Annotated in this window: 18 protein-coding genes and 2 pseudogenes; 11 read left to right on the top strand and 9 right to left on the bottom strand. The window is 60.1% G+C overall.

The window, feature by feature from the left end; genetic code table 11:
* Positions 1-68 precede the first annotated feature (68 nt).
* From GVL52_RS08855 to GVL52_RS08830, 6 genes are all read left to right on the top strand, one after another.
* Complete coding sequence (locus tag GVL52_RS08855) at positions 69-1,022, top strand: carbohydrate ABC transporter permease (protein WP_160005959.1); 954 nt, start codon at positions 69-71, stop codon at positions 1,020-1,022.
* The gene (locus GVL52_RS08850; RefSeq protein WP_160005957.1) at positions 1,019-1,963 is read left to right on the top strand and encodes a carbohydrate ABC transporter permease; all 945 of its coding nucleotides are present in this window, start codon (positions 1,019-1,021) and stop codon (positions 1,961-1,963) included. The genes GVL52_RS08855 and GVL52_RS08850 overlap by 4 nt, the downstream gene beginning before the upstream one ends.
* Positions 1,964-1,967: 4 nt before the next feature.
* Positions 1,968-3,083 (top strand): ABC transporter ATP-binding protein, encoded by a 1,116-nt coding sequence (locus GVL52_RS08845; RefSeq protein WP_160005955.1) that lies wholly within the window; start codon positions 1,968-1,970, stop codon positions 3,081-3,083.
* Between the two features lie 24 nt (positions 3,084-3,107).
* The gene (locus tag GVL52_RS08840) at positions 3,108-4,613 is read left to right on the top strand and encodes an FAD-dependent oxidoreductase (protein ID WP_160005953.1); all 1,506 of its coding nucleotides are present in this window, start codon (positions 3,108-3,110) and stop codon (positions 4,611-4,613) included.
* A gap of 115 nt (positions 4,614-4,728) precedes the next feature.
* On the top strand, positions 4,729-6,384 hold the full coding sequence (locus tag GVL52_RS08835; protein ID WP_160005951.1) for a GMC family oxidoreductase: 1,656 nt from the start codon (positions 4,729-4,731) through the stop codon (positions 6,382-6,384).
* Between the two features lie 43 nt (positions 6,385-6,427).
* Positions 6,428-8,524, top strand: coding sequence for an FAD-binding protein (locus GVL52_RS08830; protein WP_160005949.1), 2,097 nt, complete (start codon positions 6,428-6,430; stop codon positions 8,522-8,524).
* 122 nt (positions 8,525-8,646) lie between these two features.
* Here GVL52_RS08830 and GVL52_RS08825 read toward each other — a convergent pair whose 3' ends face one another.
* The 4 genes from GVL52_RS08825 to GVL52_RS08810 form a co-directional block, all read right to left on the bottom strand.
* The gene (locus GVL52_RS08825) at positions 8,647-9,063 is read right to left on the bottom strand and encodes a cyclophilin-like fold protein (protein WP_160005947.1); all 417 of its coding nucleotides are present in this window, start codon (positions 9,061-9,063) and stop codon (positions 8,647-8,649) included.
* Between the two features lie 95 nt (positions 9,064-9,158).
* On the bottom strand, positions 9,159-12,023 hold the full coding sequence (locus GVL52_RS08820) for a winged helix-turn-helix domain-containing protein (protein ID WP_160005945.1): 2,865 nt from the start codon (positions 12,021-12,023) through the stop codon (positions 9,159-9,161).
* Between the two features lie 21 nt (positions 12,024-12,044).
* Positions 12,045-15,068, bottom strand: coding sequence for a winged helix-turn-helix domain-containing protein (locus GVL52_RS08815; RefSeq protein WP_244619122.1), 3,024 nt, complete (start codon positions 15,066-15,068; stop codon positions 12,045-12,047).
* 43 nt (positions 15,069-15,111) lie between these two features.
* A complete protein-coding gene (locus tag GVL52_RS08810) occupies positions 15,112-16,089 on the bottom strand; it encodes an alpha/beta fold hydrolase (protein WP_160005943.1) in 978 nt (325 codons plus the stop codon).
* Between the two features lie 414 nt (positions 16,090-16,503).
* Here GVL52_RS08810 and GVL52_RS08805 point away from each other — a divergent pair, with 414 nt between their 5' ends.
* Together GVL52_RS08805 and GVL52_RS08800 are read left to right on the top strand one after the other, a co-directional pair.
* Positions 16,504-17,946, top strand: coding sequence for a winged helix-turn-helix domain-containing protein (locus tag GVL52_RS08805; protein ID WP_160005941.1), 1,443 nt, complete (start codon positions 16,504-16,506; stop codon positions 17,944-17,946).
* A gap of 30 nt (positions 17,947-17,976) precedes the next feature.
* On the top strand, positions 17,977-18,777 hold the full coding sequence (locus GVL52_RS08800; protein WP_160005939.1) for a GNAT family N-acetyltransferase: 801 nt from the start codon (positions 17,977-17,979) through the stop codon (positions 18,775-18,777).
* A 235-nt stretch (positions 18,778-19,012) separates the two neighbouring features.
* Here GVL52_RS08800 and GVL52_RS08795 read toward each other — a convergent pair whose 3' ends face one another.
* The 3 genes and pseudogenes from GVL52_RS08795 to GVL52_RS30815 form a co-directional block, all read right to left on the bottom strand.
* A complete protein-coding gene (locus tag GVL52_RS08795) occupies positions 19,013-21,556 on the bottom strand; it encodes an ATPase (RefSeq protein WP_160005937.1) in 2,544 nt (847 codons plus the stop codon).
* Between the two features lie 154 nt (positions 21,557-21,710).
* Complete coding sequence (locus tag GVL52_RS08790; protein ID WP_244619121.1) at positions 21,711-22,598, bottom strand: alpha/beta fold hydrolase; 888 nt, start codon at positions 22,596-22,598, stop codon at positions 21,711-21,713.
* A 174-nt stretch (positions 22,599-22,772) separates the two neighbouring features.
* Positions 22,773-22,955, bottom strand: a pseudogene (locus tag GVL52_RS30815) (alpha/beta hydrolase); the annotation flags it as partial.
* A gap of 656 nt (positions 22,956-23,611) precedes the next feature.
* Here GVL52_RS30815 and GVL52_RS08780 point away from each other — a divergent pair.
* Together GVL52_RS08780 and GVL52_RS08775 are read left to right on the top strand one after the other, a co-directional pair.
* Positions 23,612-24,238 (top strand): pyridoxamine 5'-phosphate oxidase family protein, encoded by a 627-nt coding sequence (locus tag GVL52_RS08780; RefSeq protein WP_160005931.1) that lies wholly within the window; start codon positions 23,612-23,614, stop codon positions 24,236-24,238.
* Positions 24,238-24,708, top strand: coding sequence for a nuclear transport factor 2 family protein (locus GVL52_RS08775; RefSeq protein ID WP_200847795.1), 471 nt, complete (start codon positions 24,238-24,240; stop codon positions 24,706-24,708). Before GVL52_RS08780 ends, GVL52_RS08775 begins: the two co-directional genes overlap by 1 nt.
* Positions 24,709-25,133: 425 nt before the next feature.
* Here GVL52_RS08775 and GVL52_RS08770 read toward each other — a convergent pair whose 3' ends face one another.
* Positions 25,134-25,352: a hypothetical protein gene (locus GVL52_RS08770; RefSeq protein ID WP_160005929.1), complete on the bottom strand. Its 219-nt coding sequence runs from the start codon at positions 25,350-25,352 to the stop codon at positions 25,134-25,136.
* A gap of 14 nt (positions 25,353-25,366) precedes the next feature.
* Positions 25,367-25,678 carry a hypothetical protein gene (locus GVL52_RS08765; protein ID WP_160005927.1) on the bottom strand — a complete coding sequence of 104 codons (312 nt, stop codon included), beginning with the start codon at positions 25,676-25,678 and terminating at the stop codon, positions 25,367-25,369.
* Between the two features lie 257 nt (positions 25,679-25,935).
* Here GVL52_RS08765 and GVL52_RS08760 point away from each other — a divergent pair.
* Positions 25,936-26,230 (top strand): annotated as a pseudogene (locus GVL52_RS08760) (ISAzo13 family transposase); the annotation flags it as partial.

The following is a 26,230-nucleotide window of genomic DNA, read 5'->3' as shown; positions in this document are numbered from 1 at the left end:
TCTTCCCCGCCTGAGCGGCGGGGAAGATGTCGACTGCCAACGTCACCCTTGGGAGGGGGATGAATGTCATGAGCACTATCGCTACCACCAAACCTGATGTCACACCGCAACGCGCAACGTCATTTTCCATGCGCGGCTGGCTGCAGGATGCGCTGCCGAAGATCGTGCTCGCGCCGAGTTTCGTCATCACGCTCGTCTTCGTCTACGGCTTCATCCTCTGGACGGTCTATCTGTCCTTCACCAATTCCAAGACCTTCCCGTCCTATGTGCTGACCGGGCCGCGGGCCTATCAACGGCTCTGGCGCTGGACCTTCGAGAGCGATCCGCCCTCCAGCTGGTACACCTCGATCACCAATATGGGGATATTCGGCTTTCTCTATATCGGCATCTGTCTCGGCCTCGGCCTGTTCCTGGCGATCCTGCTCGACCAGCGGATCCGCGGCGAAGGGGTGCTGCGGCCGATCTTTCTCTATCCGATGGCGCTGTCCTTCATTGTCACCGGCGTTGCCTGGAAATGGTTCCTCGATCCGGGCCTCGGCCTGGAGCAGACGCTGCACCATTTCGGCTGGACCAGCTTCCATTTCGACTGGATCAAGAACAAGGATTTCGTGATCTACACGGTCGTCATCGCCGGTGTCTGGCAGGCGTCGGGCTTCGTGATGGCGATGTTCCTTGCCGGCCTGCGCGGCATCGATGGCGAGATCATGAAGGCGGCGCAGATCGATGGCGCCACCACCATCCAGCTTTATCGCAGGATCATCATTCCGTTGCTGCGGCCGGTGTTCCTCTCCGCCTTCATCGTCCTCGCCCACATGGCGATCAAGTCCTACGACCTTGTGGTCGCGCTGACGTCAGGTGGCCCCGGCGGCTCGGCCTGGCTGCCATCCAATTTCATGTACGAATACACCTTCAAGCGCAACGAAATGGCGGTCGGCTCGGCCAGCGCGGTGATCATGCTGATGACCATCACCGCGATCATCGTTCCCTATCTCTATTCCGAACTGCGGGAGAAATCGCGATGAGCGCCGTGATCTCGACCGTGCCGTCCGCCTCGCGCGCCGCCCGCACGAAAATCCTCAACCGGGTCTTCATCTATGGCCTGCTGGTGATCTTCGCGATCATCTACCTGATGCCGCTGTTCGTCATGCTGGTCACCTCGTTCAAGACCATGGATGAGATCCAGAACGGCAACATGCTGTCGCTGCCGAGTGCGCCGACGCTGGAGCCCTGGATCAAGGCATGGGGCGAGACCTGCGTCGGTCTCACCTGCGCCGGCATCAAGGGTTACTTCTGGAACTCGATCAAGATGGTCGTTCCGGCCGTCGCCATCTCGACCATTCTCGGTTCGCTGAACGGCTATGTGCTGACCAAATGGCGCTTTCCCGGCCACACGCTGGTGTTCGGGCTGATGCTGTTTGCCTGCTTCATCCCGTTCCAGTCGGTGCTTCTGCCGATGGCAACGATCCTCGGCAGCCTCGGCCGCTTCGGCAACACGCTGCGCAACGAGATCGGACTGTCGTTCGGCTTCGGCAATCCGACCGTCAACCTGGTCATCGTTCACGTCGTCTACGGTCTCGGCTTCACAACGCTGTTCTTCCGCAACTATTACGAAGCCTTCCCGACCGAGTTGGTGAAGGCAGCGCAGGTGGATGGCGCCGGTTTCTTCCAGATCTTCTGGCGGATCATGCTGCCGAATTCGCTGCCGATCATCGTCGTCGCGGTGATCTACCAGTTCACCAACATCTGGAACGACTTCCTGTTTGCCTCGGCCTATGCCGGCACCGGCGAGTCGATGCCGATGACGGTGGCGCTCAACAACGTCGTCAATACCTCTACCGGTGTCGTCGAATACAATGTCAACATGGCCGCCGCGATGATCGCCGCCATGCCCACGCTCCTCGTTTACATCCTCGCCGGCCGCTACTTCGTTCGCGGACTGATGGCGGGCGCGGTCAAAGGATAATCCCATGGCTTTCCTAGAAATCTCAAACCTCAGAAAGCGCTTCGGCGCATTGGAAATCCTCAAGGGCATCGACCTTGAGCTGGAAAAAGGCGGCTTCCTAGTGCTGGTCGGCCCTTCCGGCTGCGGCAAGTCCACGCTGCTCAACACCATTGCCGGGCTGGAAGCGATCACCGAAGGCGATATTCGCGTCGATGGCCGCACGATCTCAGATCTGCACCCGTCCAAGCGCGATATCGCCATGGTGTTCCAGAGCTATGCGCTCTATCCGAACATGACGGTGGCAGGGAACATCTCCTTCGGCATGGAGATGCGCGGCGTGCCCGTCGACGAACGCAAGAAGGCAATCGACAAGGTCGCCAAGGTGCTGCAGATCGGCCACCTGCTCGACCGCAAGCCGAGCCAGCTCTCCGGCGGCCAGCGGCAACGCGTTGCCATGGGCCGGGCGCTGGTGCGCGACCCGAAACTCTTCCTGTTCGACGAACCGCTGTCGAACCTCGACGCCAAGCTGCGCGTCGACATGCGCATCGAGATCAAGCGGCTACACCAGGCAACCGGCACGACGATCGTCTACGTCACCCACGACCAGATCGAGGCGATGACGCTGGCGACCAAGATCGCCGTGATGAGGGACGGCGAGGTGCAGCAGTTCGGCACGCCGGCGGAGATCTACAACAATCCCTCCAACATGTTCGTCGCCGACTTCATGGGGTCTCCGGCGATGAACCTCCTCTCCGGCACGATCGAGCAGGGTGCCAACGGCCTCTCGGTCTCGCTGCCGCGCCCGAGCGGCGAGCCGATCCGGCTGCCGATCGCGCCGGGCAGAGAGGCGTTGCAGGCACATGCCGGCCGGCAGATCGTCTTCGGCATCCGCCCGGAAGCATTGACCGACCCTGACGGTGCAGACCGCAACGCCCGGACAGTCGCCGAGGGCGATTGCCTGATCGACGTCGTCGAGCCAGCCGGTTCGGACACCTTTGCAGTCACCAAGCTCGGCGGCAAGGAGGTGGTGGCGCGCCTGCGCGCCGACGCCCGCATCCAGCCCGGCCAGAATGCGCGGCTGGCGTTCAATCTCGACAAGGTCGTGTTCTTCGACCCGCAGAGCCAGGCACGGATCGCATGATCTGACGGCGGATAGAGCAGCAGCATGAGCAAGACACCTGACATCGTCATCATCGGCTCCGGCATCGGCGGCGCGACAGTCGCCGCCGGCCTCGCCGCGACCGGCGCCGAGATCCTGATCCTCGAAGCCGGCGAACGGATTGCGGATCACCCCGTCAATCGCGATCAGCGGGCGATTTTCCAGCGCGGGCACTTTCGACCGAAAGAGACCTGGTACGAGGCTGATGGAACCGGCTTCAACCCCGGCAACTATTATAACGTCGGCGGCAACTCGAAATTCTTCGGGGCGGTGCTGTCGCGCTATCGCCGTGAGGATTTCGAGGAGATCCAACACCGTGAAGGTGTTTCGCCGGCCTGGCCGTTTCCTTACGAGGAACTGGAGCCCTGGTACGGTCGCGCGGAGCAGATGTATCGCGTGCGCGGCGCGCTCGGCGAAGACCCGACAGAGCCCGTCCATTCCACAAGCTACGATTACCCGCCGGTGCCAGAGGAGCCGTCGATTGCCGACATCCGGTCGCGGCTGAAGCGCAAGGGGCTGCACCCGTTCTCGCTGCCGCTTGGCGTCGATATCGACCGATGGCTGGCAAAGGCCCGCACACCTTGGGATGCGCATCCCAACTCCGATGACGGCAAGATGGATGCCGAGACGGCCGCGCTTTCGCTGGCGCTAGCCTATGACAATGTACGGCTGCAGACCGGCTCGCCGGTCATCAAGCTTGAGGCCGAAGCCGGTGGGCGGATTTCCGGCGTCACCTATCGCCAAAATGGTGAAGTCCGCACGCTCCGTCCGAAGCTCGTCATCCTCAGCGCCGGTGCGGTGCAGTCGGCCGTGCTGTTGCTGCGGTCTGCGAACGGCAATTTCCCACGAGGTCTGGCCAACGCCTCCGATCAGGTCGGGCGCAATTTCATGAACCACAATTCCTCGGCAGTGATCGGCGTGTCGCCGAAATACCGGAACACCTCGATCTACCAGAAGACCTTCGCCTTCAACGATTTCTATCTCTCTGACGGCAATGGCGGCCCGCCGCTCGGCAATGTGCAGCTTCTCGGCCGCATTTCCGGCAAGGTGCTGAAGGGATCGATGCCGCGCGTCCCCGAATGGCTGCTCGATCGGATCACCGGCCACGCCATCGATTTTTATGCGATGAGCGAGGACATTCCGAACCCGGAAAGCCGGGTGATGGTGGATGGTGAGCGGATCGTTCTGAAATGGCATCGCACCAACTGGGATGCGCATCTGTCCCTGGTGGCGAAGCTGAAGGGCATATTGAAGTCGATCGGTTTTCCGATCGTGCTCAGCCGCCCGTTTGACAAGCGCACGCCGTCGCATCAATGCGGAACGGTCAGGATCGGCAGCGATCCGGCATCCGCGCCGCTGGATACCTTCTGCCGCGCCTATGATCATCCGAACCTGTTCGTGGTCGATGCAAGTTTCCTGCCCACCTCCGCCGCCGTCAATCCGGCGCTGACTGTGGCAAGCCAGGCGTTGCGCGTCGCTGACCACATCGCAGCGAAGGAGTTGAAAGCATGAGCTCCGTCGAATTGATCGCCGGCAGGGACAGCAATGGCAGCTGCCTGACGGGCAGTGTGCCTATGCCGGCGCTCGATGCAATCCTTGAACTCGCTTGATGAAACAGGACAGCAATATGCGTTTCGACTACATCATCACCGGCGCAGGCCCCGCAGGATGTGTCCTCGCCAACCGCCTGAGCGAAGATCCGGATGTGACCGTGCTGCTTCTCGAGGCCGGCGGAGGCGACTGGAATCCGTTGTTCCACATGCCGGCCGGGTTTGCGAAAATGACCAAGGGCGTCGCCAGCTGGGGCTGGAGCACGGTGCCGCAAAAGCACATGAAGGGCAGGGTGCTCCGCTACACCCAGGCCAAGGTGATCGGCGGCGGCTCTTCCATCAATGCTCAGCTTTACACCCGCGGCAACGCTGCCGACTATGATCTCTGGGCCAGCGAAGACAAATGCGAAGGATGGGACTATCGCGCCATCCTGCCTTACTTCAAGCGTGCCGAGGACAACCAGCGTTTCGCGGACGACTACCATTCCTATGGCGGACCTCTTGGCGTATCGATGCCGGTGTCGGCACTACCGATTTGTGACGCCTATATCCGCGCCGGCCAGGAGTTGGGTATTCCGTATAACGGCGACTTCAACGGCCGGCAGCAGGCAGGTGTCGGCTTCTATCAGCTCACCCAGCGCGATCGCCGGCGGTCATCGGCATCGATGGCCTACCTGCTTCCCATCAGGGATCGCAAGAACCTGACGGTCAGGACCGGCGCGCGGGTCTCCAGGATCGTGCTCGAAGGCAATCGCGCGGTCGGCGTCGAAGTCGTCAACGGACAGGCAACCGAAATCATCCGGGCCGAGCGCGAGGTGCTGGTTTCCTCCGGCGCCATCGGCTCGCCGAAGTTGCTCCTGCAATCCGGGATCGGTCCTGCCGACCACCTGAGATCGGTCGGCATCGACGTTCGCCACGACCTTCCCGGCGTCGGCGGCAACATGCAGGATCACCTGGACCTGTTCGTGATTTCCGAATGCACAGGCGACCATACCTATGACGGTGTCGCCAAGCTTCACCGCACAGCTTGGGCCGGGCTGCAATACCTGCTGTTCAAGAGCGGCCCGGTGGCCTCGTCGCTCTTCGAGACAGGCGGCTTTTGGTATGCCGATCCCGAGGCGCGCTCGCCCGACATCCAGTTCCACCTCGGCCTGGGCTCCGGCATAGAAGCCGGCGTCGAGAAGCTGAGAAATGCCGGCGTCACCTTGAACTCGGCCTATCTGCATCCGCGCTCGCGCGGCACGGTTCGGCTGGCTTCGGCCGATCCCTCGGCTGCGCCGCTGATCGATCCCAATTATTGGGATGATCCGCACGACCGGAAGATGTCGCTGGAGGGACTGAAGATCGCCCGCGAGATCATGCAACAGGATGCGCTCAAGCCCTATGTGATGGCCGAGCGCCTGCCCGGACCAAAGGTGACGACTGACGAGGAACTGTTCGCCTACGGCTGCGCCAATGCCAAGACAGATCATCACCCGGTCGGCACCTGCAAGATGGGAGCCGGGCCGGAAGCGGTGGTCGGTCTCGATCTCAGGGTGCATGGGCTGGAGGGGCTGCGGGTCTGCGATTCCTCCGTCATGCCGCGCGTGCCGTCGTGCAACACCAACGCGCCGACCATCATGGTCGGTGAGAAGGGGGCAGATCTGATCCGCGAACTGCCACCGCTGCCGTCGGCGATCTTCGCCTTCGAGCGTAACGATACCCGTCCAAGAGCACGATCCGACATTCGGTGATGCTTCGTGATCAACACCAGCCTGTCGATGAGGGGTAAGGCCGATGGCGATTGATGTTCCGCAACACATTCTCGATGCCCTGACCGATGTCGAAATGCCGCGATTGCCAACGGAAAGCGCCTCCTCCGAACGGGTCCGGCTGGCCGGTATCGAGGTGCCGGTCTATCGCAGCGGCTGCGTCGTCGTCGGCTCCGGGGCAGCTGGCTTGCGCGCGGCGGTGGAAATGAAACGGCGTGGCGACCATGTCGTCATCATCAGCCAGAGCGCCTGGGGCGGAACGTCCGCCTGCTCCGGCTCCGACAAGCAGACGCTGCACACCGCCAACACGGCCGATCAGGGCGACAACTACAAGGCCATGGCACGCGCCATCCGCAGCGGCGGCGCGATGGACGAGGACATCGCCTATGTCGAAGCCGTCGGATCATCGCGAATGATGGCGTCGTTGCAATTCCTCGGCCTGCCGTTGCCGCAGGACCGGTTGGGTGGCACGCTCCGATACCAGACCGACCACGACGAGGTCGGTCGCGCCACCAGCTGTGGTCCGCGAACCTCCAGACTTATGGTGAAAGTGCTGGCGGAAGAGACCATTCGCCTTGGCGTCCCTTTCTACAATCATACAACGGCCATCCGGATCCTCAGCGAGGGGCAGGCGGCTGAGCGCCGGGTGGCGGGCATTCTGGTGGTCCGCGCCGCCGACCGGACAGAGCAAAATCCGCTCGGCCTTGCCATATTCCAGTGCCCGGTCCTGGTGCTTGCCGCCGGCGGCCCCGGCGAGCTTTATCGCAACAGCGTCTATCCGAACGGCTGCTTCGGCTCGCTCGGCCTAGCGCTTGAGGCCGGCCTCGAACTGGTCAACCTGACCGAAAGCCAGTTCGGTATCGGTACGCGCCGCGAAGGCTTTCCGTGGAACCTGTCCGGCACCTATGTCCAGGCGCTTCCGCACGTCTACTCGGTCGATGCTGACGGCGGCGAGCATCACTTCCTGGCGGATTATTACCGAACCACGCAGGAAATGGCGTCGAACCTGTTCCGCAAGGGTTATCAGTGGCCGTTCCACGCGACCCGGATGCTGGAGTTCGGCTCCAGCCTGATCGACCTTGCGATCGTCCGGCAAGCTGCGGCCGGCCGGCGCGTCTTCATGGACTTCAACCGCAACCCGTTGCCGGTGCTGGGCGACCTGCCGTTCAGCCTCGACCGGCTCGATGACGACGTTCGTCAGTATCTCGGCTATGCCGGTGCCCGACAGGCGCAACCGATCGATCGCCTGCGGCATATGAACCCGCTGGCGATCGAACTCTATCGCCGCTACAAGACCGACATCGCCATAGAGCCGCTCGAATTCGCGGTCAATAACCAGCACATGAACGGCGGCATACAGGTCGATCTATGGGGCCGCAGCAGCCTGACCGGTTGCTATGCCGTCGGCGAGGCTGCCGGCACGCATGGGGTCACCCGTCCGGGTGGCGCGGCGCTGAACGCTGGCCAGGTTTTCGGGACGCGGGTGGCCGAACATATCGGCGCCAGCCGGCGTGCGAAGCATGGGGCGGCAGGCGATATCACCGCCATGGCCAAAGAGGCTGTTGCCGGTGTTCTCGCGGTCCTGCGCGCAGACAGCCCGCTCACCGTCAAATCCGTGCGGGCGCAGGTGCAGGCCCGCATGAGCGACAAGGCAGGCATGATCTGCGACCCGGCAAGCGTCGAACATGCATTGGCCGAAGCGAGAGCGCTCAACGCGCAGATCCGCGAACACGGCCTTGCCTTTGATCGTCCCTCGGAAGCCACTCGGGTGCTGCAATGGCGCCACATGGCGCTCGCTTCCGAAGCGGTCCTCGGTGCCCTGGACTTCTTCATCCGCCATGGCGGAGGAAGCCGCGGTGCCCGCGCAATATGCGACCCGCAGGGAGAAGCCGTTCCGAGCACCCGAGCCGGGCCATTGCCCGAGTTCCGTTTCCGCAGGGAACAGGACGAACACAGGGCCGAACAGATCGTCGTCATGCTGCACGGCGAAGTGCTCCACATCTCGACACGGCCCAATCGACCGCTGGACGAAAGCGCCGCATCCTTTTTCGAGCGCGACTGGCCGGATTGGCTGACAGGCAGGGTGTTTGGACTGGAAGTTGATGGTAATGGCAATGCATAACTTGCGATGAATATGCTTCGAAGTCAGATGCATAGTTCAGCTCCTAAATGACCGTTATCCCATTCGAAATGAATAGCGGGTCGTAGGTTCGCTTCCCTTCAAGGCGTTAGATGCGAACGCATTTACTCACTGTGAATTCTGATTGTCACCTTGCCGGGACGGTCAAAGATCGAGACATCACCTTTGACTTGACCCAAAATGACGATGCCCGGCGACGGTACGCTTCCGTCACGGTAGTAAATGACGAAATCGGTCGAACTCCAGAGACCAAGCGTCCCGGCGGAAAATTCGCGCTGCCGCCAAGCCGCCGGCAAGGCAGCTGGTAGGTTGCCTGTCTTTTCCTGGCGCAGATGATCGTCCATCTCAATCGTCAAAGGCAACATGTCGGCAAGGGCGCGAGCAGCCGCGTTGTCGGCCAGCTCGGCCGTGACGTTGCCCCAGTCAGACGAAATCGAAATACGATCCTGGGCCAAAGCGTATCCTCCAATTGGCATTGTAAGAGAGGCGGCCACGAACGCTGTTGTTGCGAGATATTTCATGTTCCACCATTCTTTGACTGAAAACGAAGCTTCCCGGCTGCCCTCAGGCCAGCCATCGAATAATACGAAAGCACAGCGACACCAGCGACGAGCGTTTACCTGATTGCCTGAGGATTTCGCAGGCTGCTCAGCAGATTTATGGCGGTGATAAGATCCCGGGTTTCAAAACCTTCAGTAAATCTCTGGACAACAGGCGAGAGAATTTTATGCGCATCGTCCACCCTTGATCTCGCAACATGTAGCTTTGCGAGATCGGTTGCCGAACGCAGTTGCCATGACAACGCGCCCGTTTCCTGAGCGAGGACCATCGATTTCGCGAGAAGGGCTTCTGCTTCGCCAGTATGACCACCCAGCTTCGCAATGGACGCCTGGATCCGCAGCAATTCAGGTGCGCACCACATCTCGTTCTGTGTCCTTGCGCTATCGATAGCCCCAAGCGCAACTGTCCCGGCTTCCTCAAGTCGGCCGAAATTGGCCAGAAACTCGGCCTGCATACCCAGATACAATGGCATACGCGCCAGATGTCCCGTGGAATGGAACAAGGCGATCGCCCGCTCGATATCATCGATCGCCTCGTTGCCGGTGCTGCTCACGCATGCCAAAGCCGCCCGAAAGAACATGGCAACCGGCCGGCGAACATCGAAGCCGTGGCGCCGTGCTTCGTCATCGAGGACTTCGATGTGGAGTGCGCATTGCTCGTAATCTCCACTCCAGTAAAAAACCGGGCAGGCGTAAGAAAGAGCGGTGCTAAGTGCAAGATGATGATTGACCGCGCGCGCCTGCCCAACCGCAACATTCGCCATCTGCATGGCGGTGTCGGGCGAACCTGTCAGCCATTGTACCTGCGATAAAACACATGCCACATCAATCGACCTGTTGGATTGATATCGCAAGCGACGCAAGTCGGGGACGCTTTTCCGGTCGTGCTGCTGAAGGCTTTCGAGGCGTTGGCGTGCGCTACGCAGCTTGCCAAGAAACAGTTCGGCGATGGCGATGTGCGATTCACATTCCGGCAAGGCGGAAGGATCGCCAGCGGCAGCGAGAGAGATGCATGCTTCAAGCGCGATCATTCCTTCATCGTGATTGCCGGCAAAAAGCTCATAGATCCCGATCATCCGCAGGCAGCGGAGTTGGTAGTCGACATTGCCGATCTCAATGGCGATCTCCAGGGCCCGCCGCATCGCCTCGATAGCCTCCGGCATCATCCCCCGGGTGAACATGATGGAGTTGCCCAGCCAAGCTTTGAGCTGCATCTCGAACGGGGTTCCGATAAGTCCGGCGGGTTCGAGTTCGTCGACGGCCCGCGAAACCTGAACGCGACATTCCTCCGTGAGGGAAAAGTAGTTCCACAGGAGCAGGCCCGCAACGGTGAGCCGGATACGCAGCCTCGAACTCTCCCGGTCTTTTCCGGCCCATGCGAGCGCGCCACGCAGATCGTCGATAACGCCGCCATATGTGGTTCCCCATTCCCCGCCGGAAGCATGCGCCCAGTCTTCCTCGGCCTTCTCAAGTATTGAGAGGATATGCTCGGCATGGTGACGGCGTACACAATGCTCATCGCCGCTGGCTCTCAGGTGATCAAGGCAGTAGACGCGGGTGGTTTCCAGAAGCCGGTAGGCTATTCCCTTCGAGTCCAGATCCGGGGTCAGTAGAGATTTTGCAGCAAGCTGTTGCAAGCCGTTGGCTGCTTCACTCGTCGGAATTTCCGAGGCCGCGGCTGCGGCGTCGATATCGAACAGGCCTGCGAACACCGAGACCGAGCGAAGCAGAATAGCCTCGTTTTCTGACAGCAAACCGTAACTCCAGTCGAGTGTCGCCGCCAGGGTCTGATGGCGCGCCAGGCCTGCCCGACGTCCAGCGAGCAGGCGGAACCTGTCGTCGAGCTGCTTGAGAACGCCAGCGACACCGAAGATATCGACGCGCATCGCAGCGAGTTCAATCGCCAGTGCAAGGCCGTCGAGCCGGCGACAAATCTCGGCGGCTGCCATCGCGTCGGCGTCATTCAGCGAGAAGGATTCCAACCGGTCACTCACGCGATCCACGAAAAGCTGTACGGCTGGAAAGGCTAGGGCCTCGCTTGCGCCAAGCGCAAAGGAAGCTGGAGGGACGGGCAAGCCCGGCAGCCGGTAGACACGTTCCATATCAATAGCGAGAGGTTCACGGCTGGTGGCAATGACTTTCATGCCCTTGGCGGCAGTCAGGAGTTCGCAGACACAGGAGGCAATCGCCTTGGCCATGTGTTCGCAATTATCAAATATCAGAAGGACATCATGATCACGCAGGAACTCACACAATGTGGCGAGCGTGTCAGCCGTATGCATCGGTACACCGATGGCCATCGCAATGGCATTCGGCACAAGCTCAACGTCCTTTAAGGGCGAGAAATCAACCAACCAGACGCCATGCTTGAAACGCCCCACTTCCCTTTCTGCAGCCGCCAGTGCTACCGTGGTCTTGCCGATGCCGCCGGGGCCGACAATCGACACCAGGCGGGCCTTCGCCAATTCCCTGCCGATCGCGTCGATCGTGTCGGTGCGGCCAACGATACGCGTTGTCGCGGTTGGTAGATTGCTACCATGCGTCTGGCCGGTCGCTGCCGCCGGGGAGACGCCGTCGAAGGCTGTGCTCACCAGAACAGGCAGTGCAAACCGGTATCCGCAGCCGGGCACGGATTCGATGAAGTCCTTGGGCAACAGCGCGACATCAAGAACACGCCTGAGGGATGCTATGTTGACCTTGAGATTGTCCTCTCCAACCGTGCTGGTTGGCCATGCCCGTTCCATCAGCTGACGCTTGCTGAGAATCTCGCCGGGTCGCTCGACAAGAGCGACCAAAATATCCAGCGCCCGTCCGCCTATACGAACGGGCTGACCCGCCTGCAATAGCAACAGTCGCTCGGGAAAGAGCAAGTAAGGGCCAAAGGCATAGGTCTGCGGGCTCCTTTGCTCGAATTTGTCCATCTGGATTGCTTTCAAAAAGTTTTATGCAGCACTATCCAGAAGAGATCGTGCCCGCTTCAGATCGGCGGTCCAGAACCCTTCCTCAAAACGCTCATAGGCCAAAGACAATGCTTCTTCGGCTTGCCAATCGCCACCTGTCTGCCGCGCAAGTTCTACCAGTTGTGTGGCGGAGCGCAGCTCCCACGTCAGCGACCCGTGCTGCCTCGCGAGGTCGATAGACCTGATATAGCAGTCTGCAGCTGCTTCCGTCCAACCATCTCGGCCGCCGGCGCGAATGAAGTTCCCTTTCATCGTGAGCATTTCTGGCAGTCCCCAATCCTGCCCGCTATTGGCATAAAGCGATATTGCTTCGTCGATGCATTTCAATGCTCCATCAACGTCGCCGCGCAGCGACAGGACATGGCCGTAATTGCCGAGGAACGGCGGATAACGTAACCCGAGCCCCCCGTTGCGGACATCGGCGAGCGCGCGTCCATAAACGGCCAGTTCGACAGGCCTTCCCATATCGATGTGCAACTTTACGCGCATGCAGGCGGCCACCGCACTCCACAAAACAAGGCCGTGCTCGGCGGCGTAATCGTCCACGAAGTCGAGCTGTCGTTCCGTCTCCTCAAAATTGCCGACATAGACCTCGATGCAGACAGATGTCAGCAGAATTGCCGCACACCGCGGCATCGCGAAGTTCGATGCCTCCGCCTCATCGAGTTGCCGACGGGCCATTGCAAGCGCCTGATCGGGAAAGCCCTGTAGCCAGAGCACCATGGCAAGCGACCCGCGCGCTTCAAGACGCTGGTCGAATTCGAACCGCGACACATCGGAGCGCCCGATGGGAACAGGCGTTGCGTCGAGAAAACCTTCCAGATGCCGGCGCGCGGATGCCAGATCCCCGAGATAGTGAAGTGCGCTGCCGGTTTGCCCGTCTGCACTGTTGCTGACGCGGGGCTCAGCCTTGGCGGACGCGAGTTCCCTGACCTTGGCGGCGGTCACAAGTGAAGCGTGAGAATCGCCCGCCCAAAGATCATACTGTGACAGGCCGCGCAGACATTCGATCTGGAGACCGGTGTCACCCATTGCCTCGGCAATTTCCAGCGCCTTGGTGAAAATGACTTTTACCTCCGGCATGGGGCCACGGGTGAACAGCTTCGTCGCCCCTTGCGAGAGTAGCAAAATCAGGTTGTCGCGCTCTGTCCTGAAATCAGAAAACTCGTTGGCGAGGGCACGTTCGACAGCAATCCGGCATTCCTCCAGCAGAGACAATCTCTCCCAGTAGGCAATCGCAGCCACAGTCAATTTCACGCCCAGCGACGGATCTCCACGTCCGGAAAATGAGAAAGCCTGTGCCCTTCTGATGTCATCGATCCGCGTGCGGTATCGCTCGAGCCAGTGATTGCTCGACAGTACGGCACCATCGGCCTTTGCCAATTCGGCGAGCTGAAGCGCATAATCGGCGTGGCGCCGCCTAATGCGCTCGAACTCCCCGCTGGCGGCCAGTTTTGCATAGGCATAGGCCCGGGTCGTGTCGAGCATCCGGTAATTGACGTCGACATCTAGGGCCTCGACATTGACGAGCGACTTGGCCACCAGATTCCCCAGATCGTCGACGACCTGCGCCTCGTCAATCAGGTCATCTGCGGCAACCATGCAGGCGGCGACCAAGCTGAACGTGCCTGCAAAAATCGACAGTCGGGCCATGATGGCCCGTTCGCCGTCCGTCAGAAGCTCGTAACTCCAGTCCAGCGCCGCGGCCAGGGTACGGTGCCGTTCGGGGCCAGCACGATGACCCTGGAGCAGCCGGAAGCGGTCATCGAGCCGGTCGAGCAATTCGGGGATCGCAAAGGCATCGATGCGGGTCGCGGCGAGTTCGATCGCCAGTGCGACACCATCGAGCCGGCGGCATATTTCCCCGATCTTGGGCGCATCCGCGTCACGCAATGTGAAGGACGAGTTGCGGTCCGAAGCGCGCTCGACGAACAATTGTACGGAAGGAAATGCCAGTGCATCCTCGGCGGTTATGATCGGCGAAGCGGGGGGGACGCCAAGGCCCGAAAGCCTGCGAACGCGTTCGCCCTTGATGCAGAGCGGCTCTCTCGATGTGGTGAGTATTTTCACATTCCTGGCGCTTGCCAGTATCCGCTGGACGCAGGAAGCGACAGCATCGATCAATTGCTCGCAATTGTCCATGATCAGCAGCATTTCGCGATCCTGAAGGAAGGTGCAGAGTGCGGCGATCATGTTTGCGGAATGTGACGTCAGCCCGATGGCAATGGCGATTGCGTCCGGCACGAGCGTCGGATCAGTCAGTGTCGAAAGGTCGACTAGCCAGACGCCATGTTCAAAGCGCCCGATTGCCCGTTCCGCCACAGCGAGCGAGACGGTCGTCTTGCCCACCCCGCCCATACCAACGATGGAGATGAGACGCGACGTTTCGAGTTCGCGCAGGATCGAGGTGATCGACTCAGCGCGCCCGACGATGCGGGTCGTGCCGATCGGCAGATTGTGGCTGCGCGCGACGGGTGCCTCATGCGCTACCGGTGGCGGGTTGAAGCCGTTGGAGGAGACCGGGGCGATAAACCGATACCCGCGACCAACCACGGTCGCGATATAGTTCGGCGGATTGGCGTTCTCACCAAGTGCCCGCCTGACCACGGCCATGTTGACCTTCAGATTGGCCTCGTCAACGGAAATACCCGGCCACACGCGTGACAGCAGTTCGCGTTTTCCCACGACTTCACCGGGCCGCTCGACAAGCACCGTTAATAGATCGAGCGCACGTCCTCCTATTCGGATCGGCTCTTCACCCTCGACGAGCAATTGTCGTCCGGGAAAGAGCATGAACGGTCCAAAGGAATACGAGCGCTGCATCTGTTGCGCCGGGTGCGAAGTCAAACCATTCCCTCTCAAATTGTCTCGATTGAGAGGTTCACGATATCGGAGGTACGTTCTAGTAAAAAGTGGTAAAGCGAAGCGCATTTCTGCAGGCGCGCGAATGCCTTCCAAAACGCCGGTGCTGGTGTCTAGCGAAGAGACGGAGATCCAGGCACCCACTACTGGTCTGGGGTGCCTGGAACAGGGCGCGGGGCCGAATCGCTTAGTTGGTCACGACCTTGCGATCGAGAAAGTCGCGAATGAGCGGCGCCATTTCGTCGAGCTTGTCTTCGAGCGCGAAGTGCCCAGAGTCTAGAATATGCACCTCGGCCTTGGGCAGATCACGCAGGTAGGGGTGCGCGCCCGCCTCGGGGAAGATCTTGTCGTTTTTGCCCCAGACAATCAGTGTCGGCGGCTGCTGTGCGCGGAAGAAGGCCTGAAATTGCGGGTAGAGCGGCACGTTGGAGCCGTAGTCTCCGAGCATATCCAACTGGATATCGCGGTTGCCGGGACGATCGAGCAGCGCCTGGTCGTGGACCCAGTTGTCGGGGCTGATGCGTTCGACGTCGCCCATGCCATCCGTGTACTGGAACTTGGTGATGTCGAGCGTAACCAGGACGTTCAACGGGTCTCGGTTCTTCTTCGAGCGGTCGGCCCAATAGACCTTGATTGGATCCCAGAACGGTGACTGTAGCCCTTCGCTATAGGCATTGCCATTCTGGACGATCAGGCCGCTGACCCGTTCGGGATGCTTGAGTGCCAGTCGATAGCCGATCGGCGCGCCGTAATCCATGACGTACATCGTGTATCGCTCGGCCCCCAACTTTGTCACAAGCTTGTCGACGATCTCGGCTTGGTTGGCGAAGGTATACGAAAACTTTTCGTGGTCCGGCGCGTCGCTCTGCCCGTAGCCGGGATAGTCGGGTGCAATGACGTGGTACTTGTCGGCAAGCAGCGGGATCAGGTTGCGGAACATGTGCGACGAGGTCGGAAAGCCGTGCAGCAGCAGCACGACCGGACCGTCTTTCGGGCCTGCTTCGCGATAGAAAACCTTCACACCATCGATTTCGGCGGTGCGATAGTGGACAACGGCCTGGGACTGGGCAAACCCTGGTGCTTGGTTTTGCTGGGCTAAGGTAGGGGTAGGAAAGTAAGAGGTCAGCGATGTCGCCACCATCAGAGAAATCAAAAGTCGACGCATGGTGTTGTCTCCGGATTGGTTCTGGGTTGAAAAGGCAGGAGCCTGTTTAACAAGCCAACAGTGCATCGCTCGGGGGCGGCCGACGAGTTAATCGCGGCTTATTCCTGGGAAATGCGCGTGGGTCCGGGAAATGAAGAATACGTCGCAAAGCGAACAAGCCGCCGTCCGCCGGCGTGTCAGGTAAGGGACGGCTACCTGTGAAGTTCTGACTATTTACGGCTTTTAACCGGTCTACCGTGACACCCCTCGTTATGTTGATACAGACATAAAACCAGGGCACTGGCGCTTCGCTCCGAAGTGCAGCCATTGTATGGGTGATACGTGATGGGAGAAAATTCCACAGCCGGATACTTCGCGTTCGGGCCATTCTGCCTTTATCCACTTGCACGGATATTGATACGGGATGGGCTTGTCGTGCCGATTGGCAGCCGTGCCTTCGACATCCTCGTGGCTCTGGTCGAGCGGCAGGGAACAATCGTTTCCCGCCGTGAATTGATGGCCTTCGCATGGCCCGGGCTCAACGTCGAAGATTCAAATGTACGGGTGCAGATGGCGCATCTGCGTCGCAAACTTCACTGCGGTCAAAGCGATGGGCGCTATATCGTCAGCGTCGCTGGGCGAGGCTACTGCTTTGTCGCATCGCTCGACTGGCATGATACCGTTGAAAGCCAGGAATTTGCACGGACACCGTTTCGCATTCAAGGCTCGGCCGGGCAGCCGCCGCTTATTCCCGCGCGATCGGAGAGGCCGCTCGGCCGCGAGGAGGATCTCGCCGAACTTACGCAGGCCATTGAGGAGAGGCGGTTTGTAACCGTTGTTGGCGCAGGCGGTGTCGGCAAAACCACGCTGGCAATCCTTGCTGCGCATGCGATGAGAAATTTCCAGCGCGCCCACTTTGTTGATCTCAGTTCGGCAGAGGACGGGGCGATGATCATCGACGAGATCGCTTCGGTTATGTCTCTGGAGCCTCAGGACGACATTCTAGACACGATCATCGGCGATCTCTGCGCCTACCGCACGCTCCTCATTCTCGATAATTGCGAGCACGTGCTCGACGACGTGGCCGAGGTGATCGGTTCATTGTTAAGCCGGGCTCCGGGTGTCCATCTTTTGGCCACCAGCCGCGAAGCATTCCGCTTGCCCGGAGAAGCGATCTACCTGTTAAAGCCGCTCAGTGTTCCACCGCAGACGGGGCGTCTGACAGTCAGGCGCGCACTCGCCTGGCCATCGGTTCGATTGTTCGTGGAGCGCGCCGTCGATGGCGGGTACAGCGAGAAGATCGACGACAGGCAAGCTGAAATAATCGGTGCTCTCTGCCGGCGTCTGGACGGCAATCCTCTCGCCATCGAACTCGTCGCCGGCCGCATCGGTACCTATGGCCTGAGCCGCGTGTCCGAGCTGCTGGACAATCCGCTGGCAATGTCCTGGCGCGGAAGTCGGTATGCGCCGCTGCGTCATCAAACGGTTCAGTCGATGCTGGACTGGAGTTTCGGCGGCCTGTCGAATACCGATCAGACGGTGCTGCGGCGACTTTCGATATTTTCCCGTGAATTCTCCCTGGATGCTGCACTGGCTGTCGTCACGGGTCACGGCGTTGAAGATGCTGACGTCATCGGTGCGATTGCAAACCTTGTCGACAAGTCGCTTTTGGTTTTCCAGTCGGGAAGGGGGCCGGCCCTGTTCAGGCTTTCCGGGATCACCAAGACCTATGCGGCCAACAAGCTCGTGGAGATAGGCGGGCACGGCTTCGTTCACCAGCGCCATGTCGCGTATCAGCTGCATGTTCTCGGCGAACAGCAGACGGATCAGGACAACACCCATGAGGCCGCGCGAAGCAAGGCCGTCTCTGCCTCCTAACCATGGTTCACGTCAAAATAGGTCCCGAAGATGACCAGCTATAATGTTCCTCTGGAAGAGCGTATCGAAATCAGGGCCTTCCTCGATCTTTTCCGGTTGGCGCCGAAGTCGCTCGCCGCCGAGGCCGCGCTCGCCTATTTGTCGATCGAAGGAGGCTGCGCGGTGTCGCTCCCATTTGCACCACCAATCGGCCTCAACAGGATTCTCGGTCTTCGCGACCTCGCAAGCCTTGAGAAAGCCATCCGCTGGTTTGATAGGCGAGGCGGCGCGCCCCGACTTCAGATCGACGAGAACGTGGCATCTGCAGACGTACTTGGCTGGATTGCCCATCAGGGCATGGCGAAGAGCGGCCCGGCTTGGGTGAAACTCACGTGCTCAGCGCCATCGTCGCCGGTCCTCTGGACCAGTGATATCGAGATCAGGGCCGCCGGAATTGGTGAGGCGAAACTCTTTGCCGAATTGATGTGCGAAGGTTTTGGCTTTCCCAAGTCGCTTGCGCCGTTCTGGGCTGGCATCGTGGCCAGGCCCGGATGGACCTGCCTTGTCGCGTATATCGACAAGGTGCCTGCCGGCACTGGCATTATGTACGCTGCGGATGGTTATGCCTGGCTCGGCGGCGGCACGACGATAGCTGCTTTTCGCAACAGGGGCGTGCAGACTGCCTTGATACGCGCCCGGATGAATCTCGGGGCCGAGCAGGGCGTGAAAATCTTTGCGGTGGAGACTGCTGAACCCGAGCCCGGGAAATATGGCGTCTCGTTTGAGAACGTGGTCAAGGCGGGCTTCAGGCAGGTCTTTGTGCGTCAGAACTATCTGATCAATCCATCTTGACCGCTAAGGAAATGGCGGGACTCAACGCACGTGAATGATGGTTGCGCCGTTTAGCGTCCGTTCGCGACCGATGATGTTGCTGGTTTTTGGACACTGCATCAGGCGAGTAAAATGCCATCAAACCACGTGGGTTCTGCGATGCACAAACGAATTTCTGCAGGTCGATCGAGAATGAACCGCACACGTATGTTCGTCCGGATTGAACGAGCCGTTTTCTTCTGTTGATGCGGCCACTTTAGATATGCCGTTGCAGCGCGTGGAGAATTTGGGAGGCGCTAACAAGATCGCGGGTCTCGAACCCTTCGGTGAAGCTGTTGTAGACGGGCTGGAGCATGCGCCTTGCGTCCTCGTAGCGTGATTGCGCCTGCCAGAGCCGTGCGAGATCTGTCGAGGTTCGCAAGCTCCACGACCAAGCCCCGATTTCCTCGGCCATCGCTCTCGACTCTATCAATAGTCTTTCCGCAGTGTCGTGCTGGCCATGGTTCAGCGCAATGAATGCCTGGATTCTGAGCAGTTCGGGCGCGCACCATTTTTCGTTCTGCACCGCCACAAGGTCGAGCGCCTCACGAATTCTTTCGTCTGCCTCGCTAAGACGGCCGTGCCTTGCAAGCGCCTCGGCCAGTACACCAATGAAATAGGGCAGTCGCGCCATATGCCCGATCGCCCGGAATTCCGCGACCGCGCGTTCAAGAGTTGCGATTCCTTCGGGTGCCGTATCGCGTTGCATGCTTGCCAGGGCGCCGCGGCAGAAGGTAGCGATCGGTCGCCAAGTGACGATCCCGTGGCGCTCCACGACTTCTTCAAGCATCGCGGTGTATCGGCTACAGGCTTCGTCATCGCCGATCCACAGAAGCACGGGACAGGCCCAAGCCAGTGCAATACTCAGGGAAAGCTCGTGCTCGGCTTCACGGCCATATTCGACTACAGTCAGGGCCGTTCGGGCAGCAGCAGTGGGCGATCCCGTCAGCCACTGGGCCTGGGACAGCACAATCATGACATTGACGCTGTTGCTATACTGGTAACGTGCGAAGCGTGTGTCGCTGAAGTCCTTGGAAATATTCTCATAGAGCCGCTCGATGCGCTTGCGCACGCTGCGCAGCCGGCCGACGAAGATTTCGCCAGCGCCCAGATGCGTCTCTCCTTCGGGAATGGCGGAAGGATCGTCACTGGCGGCAATAGAGAGGAATGTCTCCAGCGTGTGGATGCCCGCCAGATGCTGGCCGCCGAAAAGTTCATAGGCGCCGATGTGTCTGAGGCAGCGCAGGCGCGCATCGGCATCGCCGAGGTGGCGGGCGATATCATGGGCGCGTCCGAGCGCCTCTCTCGCCTCCGGCACGATGCCACGCATATAGAGCAGCGCGCCAGCGAGAGCGAGCTGGAGGTTCATCTCCACCGCCGCTCCGGAGAATTCGGACGTCGGAACCGCGGCGATGGCCCGCTCGAAATGGGTCCGGCTTTCATCCGTCAGCGAGAAATGATTCCACAACAGCGTCCCCGCCGCCGTCAGCCGGATCAGCCGGGATTGGCAGCCCGGCTCGGTCCCCGTCCAGACGAGTGCTGCGCGCAGATCGTCGAGGTGTCGCCCGTGGGATGCGCCCCATTCGCGTGACTGTTGCTGGCTCCACATACTGGCTGCCTGCTCCAGCGCCGCGCAGATATAGTCCGCGTGCCGCAGGTGGACGGATCGGCTTTCGCCGCCCGCCCGCAGCTTGTCCTGGCAATAGGCCCGTGTCGATTCCAGAAGACGGTAGGTCGTTTCCCCGCGATCGCCGTCGACCGAAAGAAGCGATTTCGAAGCAAGCTCATTAAGGACACCGGCGGTTTTTTCGTCCGAGAGTTCCGATATAGCCGAAGCATCACCCGCGCGGAAGATACCGGCAAAGACGGATACAGTGCACAGCAATTCTGCCTCGACAGGAGCAAGAAGACTGTAGCTCCAGTCGAGCGTGGCAGCCATGGTTCGATGACGCTCACGTTCGGCACGGCCGCCCGCAAGCAGCTTGAAGCGGTTGTGAAGCTGCTTTTGCAGGCCCTTCAGGCCGAATACATCCACCCGCATCGCCGCGAGTTCGATCGCAAGCGCTATGCCGTCAAGGCTCCTGCATATTTCGGATACTACCGCAGCATCGCCGTCGCCGAGCACGAAGGTTTCCAGCCTGTCGGAGGCGCGCTCGACGAAGAGTTGGATCGCCGGGTAGGTCAGTGCCTCTTCGGCGGTCAGGTCAGCCGATTCCGGCGGCGTCGCCAGACCCGGCAGCCTGTGCACCTGTTCGCCTTCGACCCGAAGCGGTGCGCGGCTGGTTGTCAGTATGTGCACGCCCGGTGCCTGTTCCACGATCTGAGTGACGCATGACGCGATGGCGTCGATCATGTGTTCGCAATTGTCGAGCAGGAGCAGAAGCTCGCGATCGCGCAGAAACCGGCAGAGTGCGGTCTGGATATTGGCCGAATGCACCGCAAGCCCGGTTGCTGTCGCGATCACATACGGCACAAGTGAGGGGTCCTGCAGTGGCGCGAAATCCACCAGCCACACGCCGTCTCTGAACGATTCCAGTGTCTGTTCGGCAATCGCGATCGCCGCGGTCGTCTTGCCGACACCGCCGGCACCGACGATAGATACCAACGGAGTTTTCCGGACCGCGTCCTGAATGAGATCGATAAACGCGCCCCTACCGACGACACGTGTCGATGCAGCAGGCAGATTGTTGTCTCCCGCGGCAGCTGCCTTGAACGCGACGGCAGAAGAGTTGCGACGCTTGCGGATAGTGGTATCACCCATCTGTCGCGCCGTCGCGCTGTCGCGAAGCGACGAAACAAAACGCCCTCGTTTTCATGGCGGCCATACCCAGCATCTATCGTTCACCAACTGGCTCCAATGCCTATCGCTGCATCACAAGCCTCTCAAGTAAATTGAGGTAAATCATGGCAGGGTGCTACTCGCCCGTTGAACCGAGGCGACCGATGAACTCGGCGATCAGCGGTGCGATCTCGTCCACGCATTCCTCAAGAGCGAAATGCCCGGTATCGAAAATATGCAGCTCTGCATCCGGCAGGTCTGTGAGATAGGCCTGCGCTCCCGCCTCAATGAACAAGGGATCGTGCTGCCCCCAAAGGATCTGGGCGGGCGGGCGCTGACGGCGTAGCCAATCCTGCCAGATCGGGTATTCGGCCAGGTTTGTCTTATAATCGCGCAGCAGCGACAACATCGCTGCCTTGTGCTCCTGCCGCTCCAGATAATGCTGATCGAGCATGTAGCCATCCGGAGAGATGAATCCGGTGTCCGCTACGCCCGTCAGATACTGGAACTTGATGCCGTCGAGAGACAGCAGGCCTTCGAACTCCTTCGTGCCGGCATCGTCGCGGCCATCCAGCATCGCAAAATGCCAGGCGGCATCCGACAGCCCCGCCTCATAGGCGTTGGCATTCTGAATGATCAGTCCCGCAATCAGTTCGGGCCGTCGAGCAGCAATCCTGAAACCGACCGGCCCGCCAAAATCGAACGCGTACAGGACGAAAGACCCAAGGCTCAAGGCGTCGATGAAGTCCTCTATCACTCGCGACAGGCTCTGAAAACTGAAGTCGAAAGTATCGTCTCCACTCGGGGCGATTTGCGTCTGACCAAAACCGGGATAATCGGGCGCGATCATTCTATGATCGTCTCCCAGGATCTGCATCAGGCTTCGATACTGGTGAGACGAAGATGGAAACCCGTGCAGCAGCAGGATCGGAGGTCTACCTGACTGGGGAGTCCGAGGCAGCGTTTCGCGGTAGAAGATATCAACTGCCCCCACCCTGATGGTCCGATGTAGAATGCGCGCCATGATCAATTCCCTGCGTTTGAAATGCGCCACCGACCGCATATCCCGCGTTCGAGCATCTGGTGGTGGAATGGCAATACCACCAGTTGCCCGGGCAAACGCGTTAAGCGCGGTAAAAGGGCGTGAAATGGCGACAGGCAAAAAGCTGCGGCCATCTGGTGGCGGGGTGAGCCGCTTTCAGCTCTGGTAAAACGTCAGCAGACCGGCATTGATCACATCGGGATGCGTTGTGCATATGCCGCTGCTGAGGCCTTTGTAGGTCTTCAGCACTCCCTTCTCGAGAAGCTTTGCCGCAACTGGCGCGGTATTGGCATAGGAGACGATCTGGTCGTCCTCGCCATGCATCCCCAGCACAGGGAGGCCAGCCATGGTGAAAGACCACCACCTGTCAGTCACGCGGACCCGCTCGATGTAGAAGAGGTCGGTCCCTTCCTGGGTCTTGATGAATGACATGTCGGTAGTCTCCGTTTCGATTGCGTTGGGTTGACTGGCGGCGAGGGAGAGATCGGGAAGCGCCGTTGCGGCGCGTGCCGCACCTCTCCACAGCAATAGGTCACGCCGGGTGGCGGACAGGTCGAATGTCGTGGCTGTTCCAATCATCTCAGCCTCTCTCGAATGGCGGTCGACTCCGCCGGGCGAGTGTGGGTCTGCCCGAGAGAGAACCAGCGGACGAGTTAAATCTCGCCAATCGAAGGGAGTTGCTGGTGGTTACGGCACGGCGGTCTCGCCTCGTTCGGTCTGCGCTCAGCCCTCGATTTCCCAGAGTTTCACGACGTTTCGCTCACGGCGATTTCGAAATCTGGGTAGCTTGTTCCCAAAGACTTCTTCGGCGCGCTCGGTTGCGCCTGCCGGGCGGTCTGGGGGCAGCCTCCGTTACTTTACCGTGCTTTACGATTTTTTGCCGACACACTGCACAAAAGGCGCTTATCCCTTTTTGCCGCAAACAACACCTTTTTCGCAACGAACTCCATCCGGGAGAGCGGCTAGATTGGTTTTCCCATTTCCGGAGGTCTACCATGGCATACCACTTTATGGACGTCGCTCTGACGCCGAGCGTGAAGGCAGCGCAGGCTGAAATGGGCGCCGATGATATATGGATGGGCGCGCACGACCGGAAATCAGATCGTTTCACCGACAGTGAAGTCGCGTTCATCGCCACGCGCGACAGTTTCTATATCGCATCGGTATCAGAAACGGGTTGGCCTTATGTCCAGCATCGCGGCGGCGCGCCCGGCTTCCTGAAAGTCGTGGACGAAAAGACATTGGCATTCGCCGATTATCGCGGCAACCGCCAGTACATCAGCACGGGAAACTTTGATGTCAACGATCGCGCCTGTCTGTTTCTTATGGATTATCCGCACCGGGCCCGTCTCAAGATCTTCATGCATGTCGAACGTCTCGCGCTGGACGATGACCCTGCCCTGACGGAGTTCGTTTGCGATGCTGCTTACAAGGGAAGAGCCGAGCGAATCTTTCGGCTTCGGCTCGCAGCCTTCGACTGGAATTGCCCGCAACATATTATCCCGCGCTACACCGAGCGCGAAATAGCACAGGCTGTCGCCCCGCTGCATGAGCGCATCGCTCAATTGGAGCGAGAGAATGCAAGACTGCTCGCCCAGATCACAACACTAGGAGAAAAATAATGGACGCAACCCGCCCGCCCCTGCCGCCGTTTTCATTCCAGACCGCAACGCAAAAAGTCAGGCTTGCCGAGGATGGCTGGAATAGTCGCGATCCCGGCAAGGTCGCACTTGCCTATACTGTCGACAGCGAGTGGCGCAACCGCGCGGAGTTCGCCAATGGCCGTGAGGAGATCGTTGCATTTCTTAGCCGCAAGTGGCAGCGGGAACTGGACTACCGCCTGATCAAGGAACTCTGGGCATTTACCGAAAACCGCATCGCCGTCCGCTTCGCCTATGAGTGGCACGATGACAGCGGCAATTGGTTCCGTTCCTACGGTAACGAAAACTGGGAGTTTGGTGACGACGGCCTTATGCGCAAACGCTTTGCCTGCATCAACGACGCGCCAATCCGCAACGAGGACCGTCGCTTCCATTGGCCACTCGGCCGCCGGCCCGATGATCATCCGGGTCTCAGCGATCTTGTTCTCTGAAACAGATCTTGGAATGAGGACTGATTGAGCTGGAATTTTTCAAATCGTTCATTCGGTGGAGACGAGTTTCGGCGTTACCATGGAATTGGTACACGAAGCAGATTTCAACATTTTGCGGCGTTGGTGCGTGGATCATCAAATTTGCGGCATTTGGTCTCTGAAAGGCCCGCTTATTTGGTTGCTCCCGCCGACACCGTCCGGATCTGGTCGATCCGGACGGTGTCGAAGCCAGGGTTGATCCCTGCCCGCGGCTTGAGGAGGTTTTCCCGGCAATCGAACGGATCGCCCTCTCTACATCGTGGACCCCCGCGCCCTGATCCGTACCGGGCAGGGATGTGGAGCGGTCGCGGTGCCTGGAACGGCCGCCTGTGGCGCAAGGCGTCCTCGCCAGGTCGATGATGGCCGCACCGGTGATTCCAGCCCGCTCAGAAGTCGAATTCCGACAGGCGGATGACGCAGATCGCGACCGTCATCACGAAGACCGAGAGCAGGAGGCATTCCACCCATTGACGCCTCGTCAGCACCGTGCTTGCGGCTTTGCTGACGCCGCCGGCGACCAATCCGCCCATCGCCACATAACCGGCCAGCGCCACGATCGAGATATCTTTCCCGAAGATACCCAAAGCAAGGGCGACCGCCAGCATCGAGGTTGCAAGAACTAAGCTGATCCGTGACAAATTGTCAGACCTTCACCATTTCCGAGGCTTCGCGCTTCATCCGCATTCAAGTCATCTTCGAAGAGTTGGCGGTATCGGTCGTGTCGCGACCGCAGATATTTGGGGGGGATGAAGCGCGCCAGCGCGAACATCTCCAGGTTCACCGCCAGCGCAGATAAGAGATTGCCGCAGATGAACAGGGCCATCAGGGCGCGAAGCAGCGTGCACCGGTTCAGCTTGGTGGCCGCCAGAGTCACGAGAAGGGCTCCGGTGACGACGCCAAAAGCACAGGCGGAGATCGCATTGGTGGCCACGGAAATGCTGATCGACAGGCTTTCGGAAAAGAGTCGCAGAGTCCCATGCTGGCGAATTCGGATGTTTCGATGCAGAAGCTGCCGACTGCCTGGGAAAACAGGGGCGGGCGGCGGCGGCGTTCGGCCGGAATGGTGCAGTGCACTTTCACAGCGCACTGGGCGTCAAAGCCTCTACTAAGGAAGCATCGACAAATTTCTGAATCGGGAAATCGGATTTGGTGGATTCCCATTTTTCTGTTTGCTTGTAGACCGTGTTGGTGATCGATGTTGCCGCGATAAAGCTGCGTTATGAGGCGCTCAGTCCGATGCTGGACGAGCGGGGTCGTCGACGTTTTGCTGCGGCGGAAGCGCTTGCGGCGGGATGGGGCGGGATCGCGGCGGTTTGCGAGGCGACGGGGATCGCGCGCGGCACCATCGGCTATGGATTGCGGGAACTTCGTGGCCAAGCGCCGGATTCAGCGCTTGGCGGTATCCGCCGCAAGGGCGCGGGCCGCAAGCCGCTGACCGAGACGGACCCGACGCTTCTGTCCGACCTGGAAGATCTTGTCGATC

The organism is Rhizobium sp. 18055, from assembly GCF_902706285.1.
In the GTDB taxonomy this organism is placed as follows: domain Bacteria; phylum Pseudomonadota; class Alphaproteobacteria; order Rhizobiales; family Rhizobiaceae; genus Rhizobium.
This window is presented reverse-complemented; position numbering and strand designations above follow the sequence as displayed.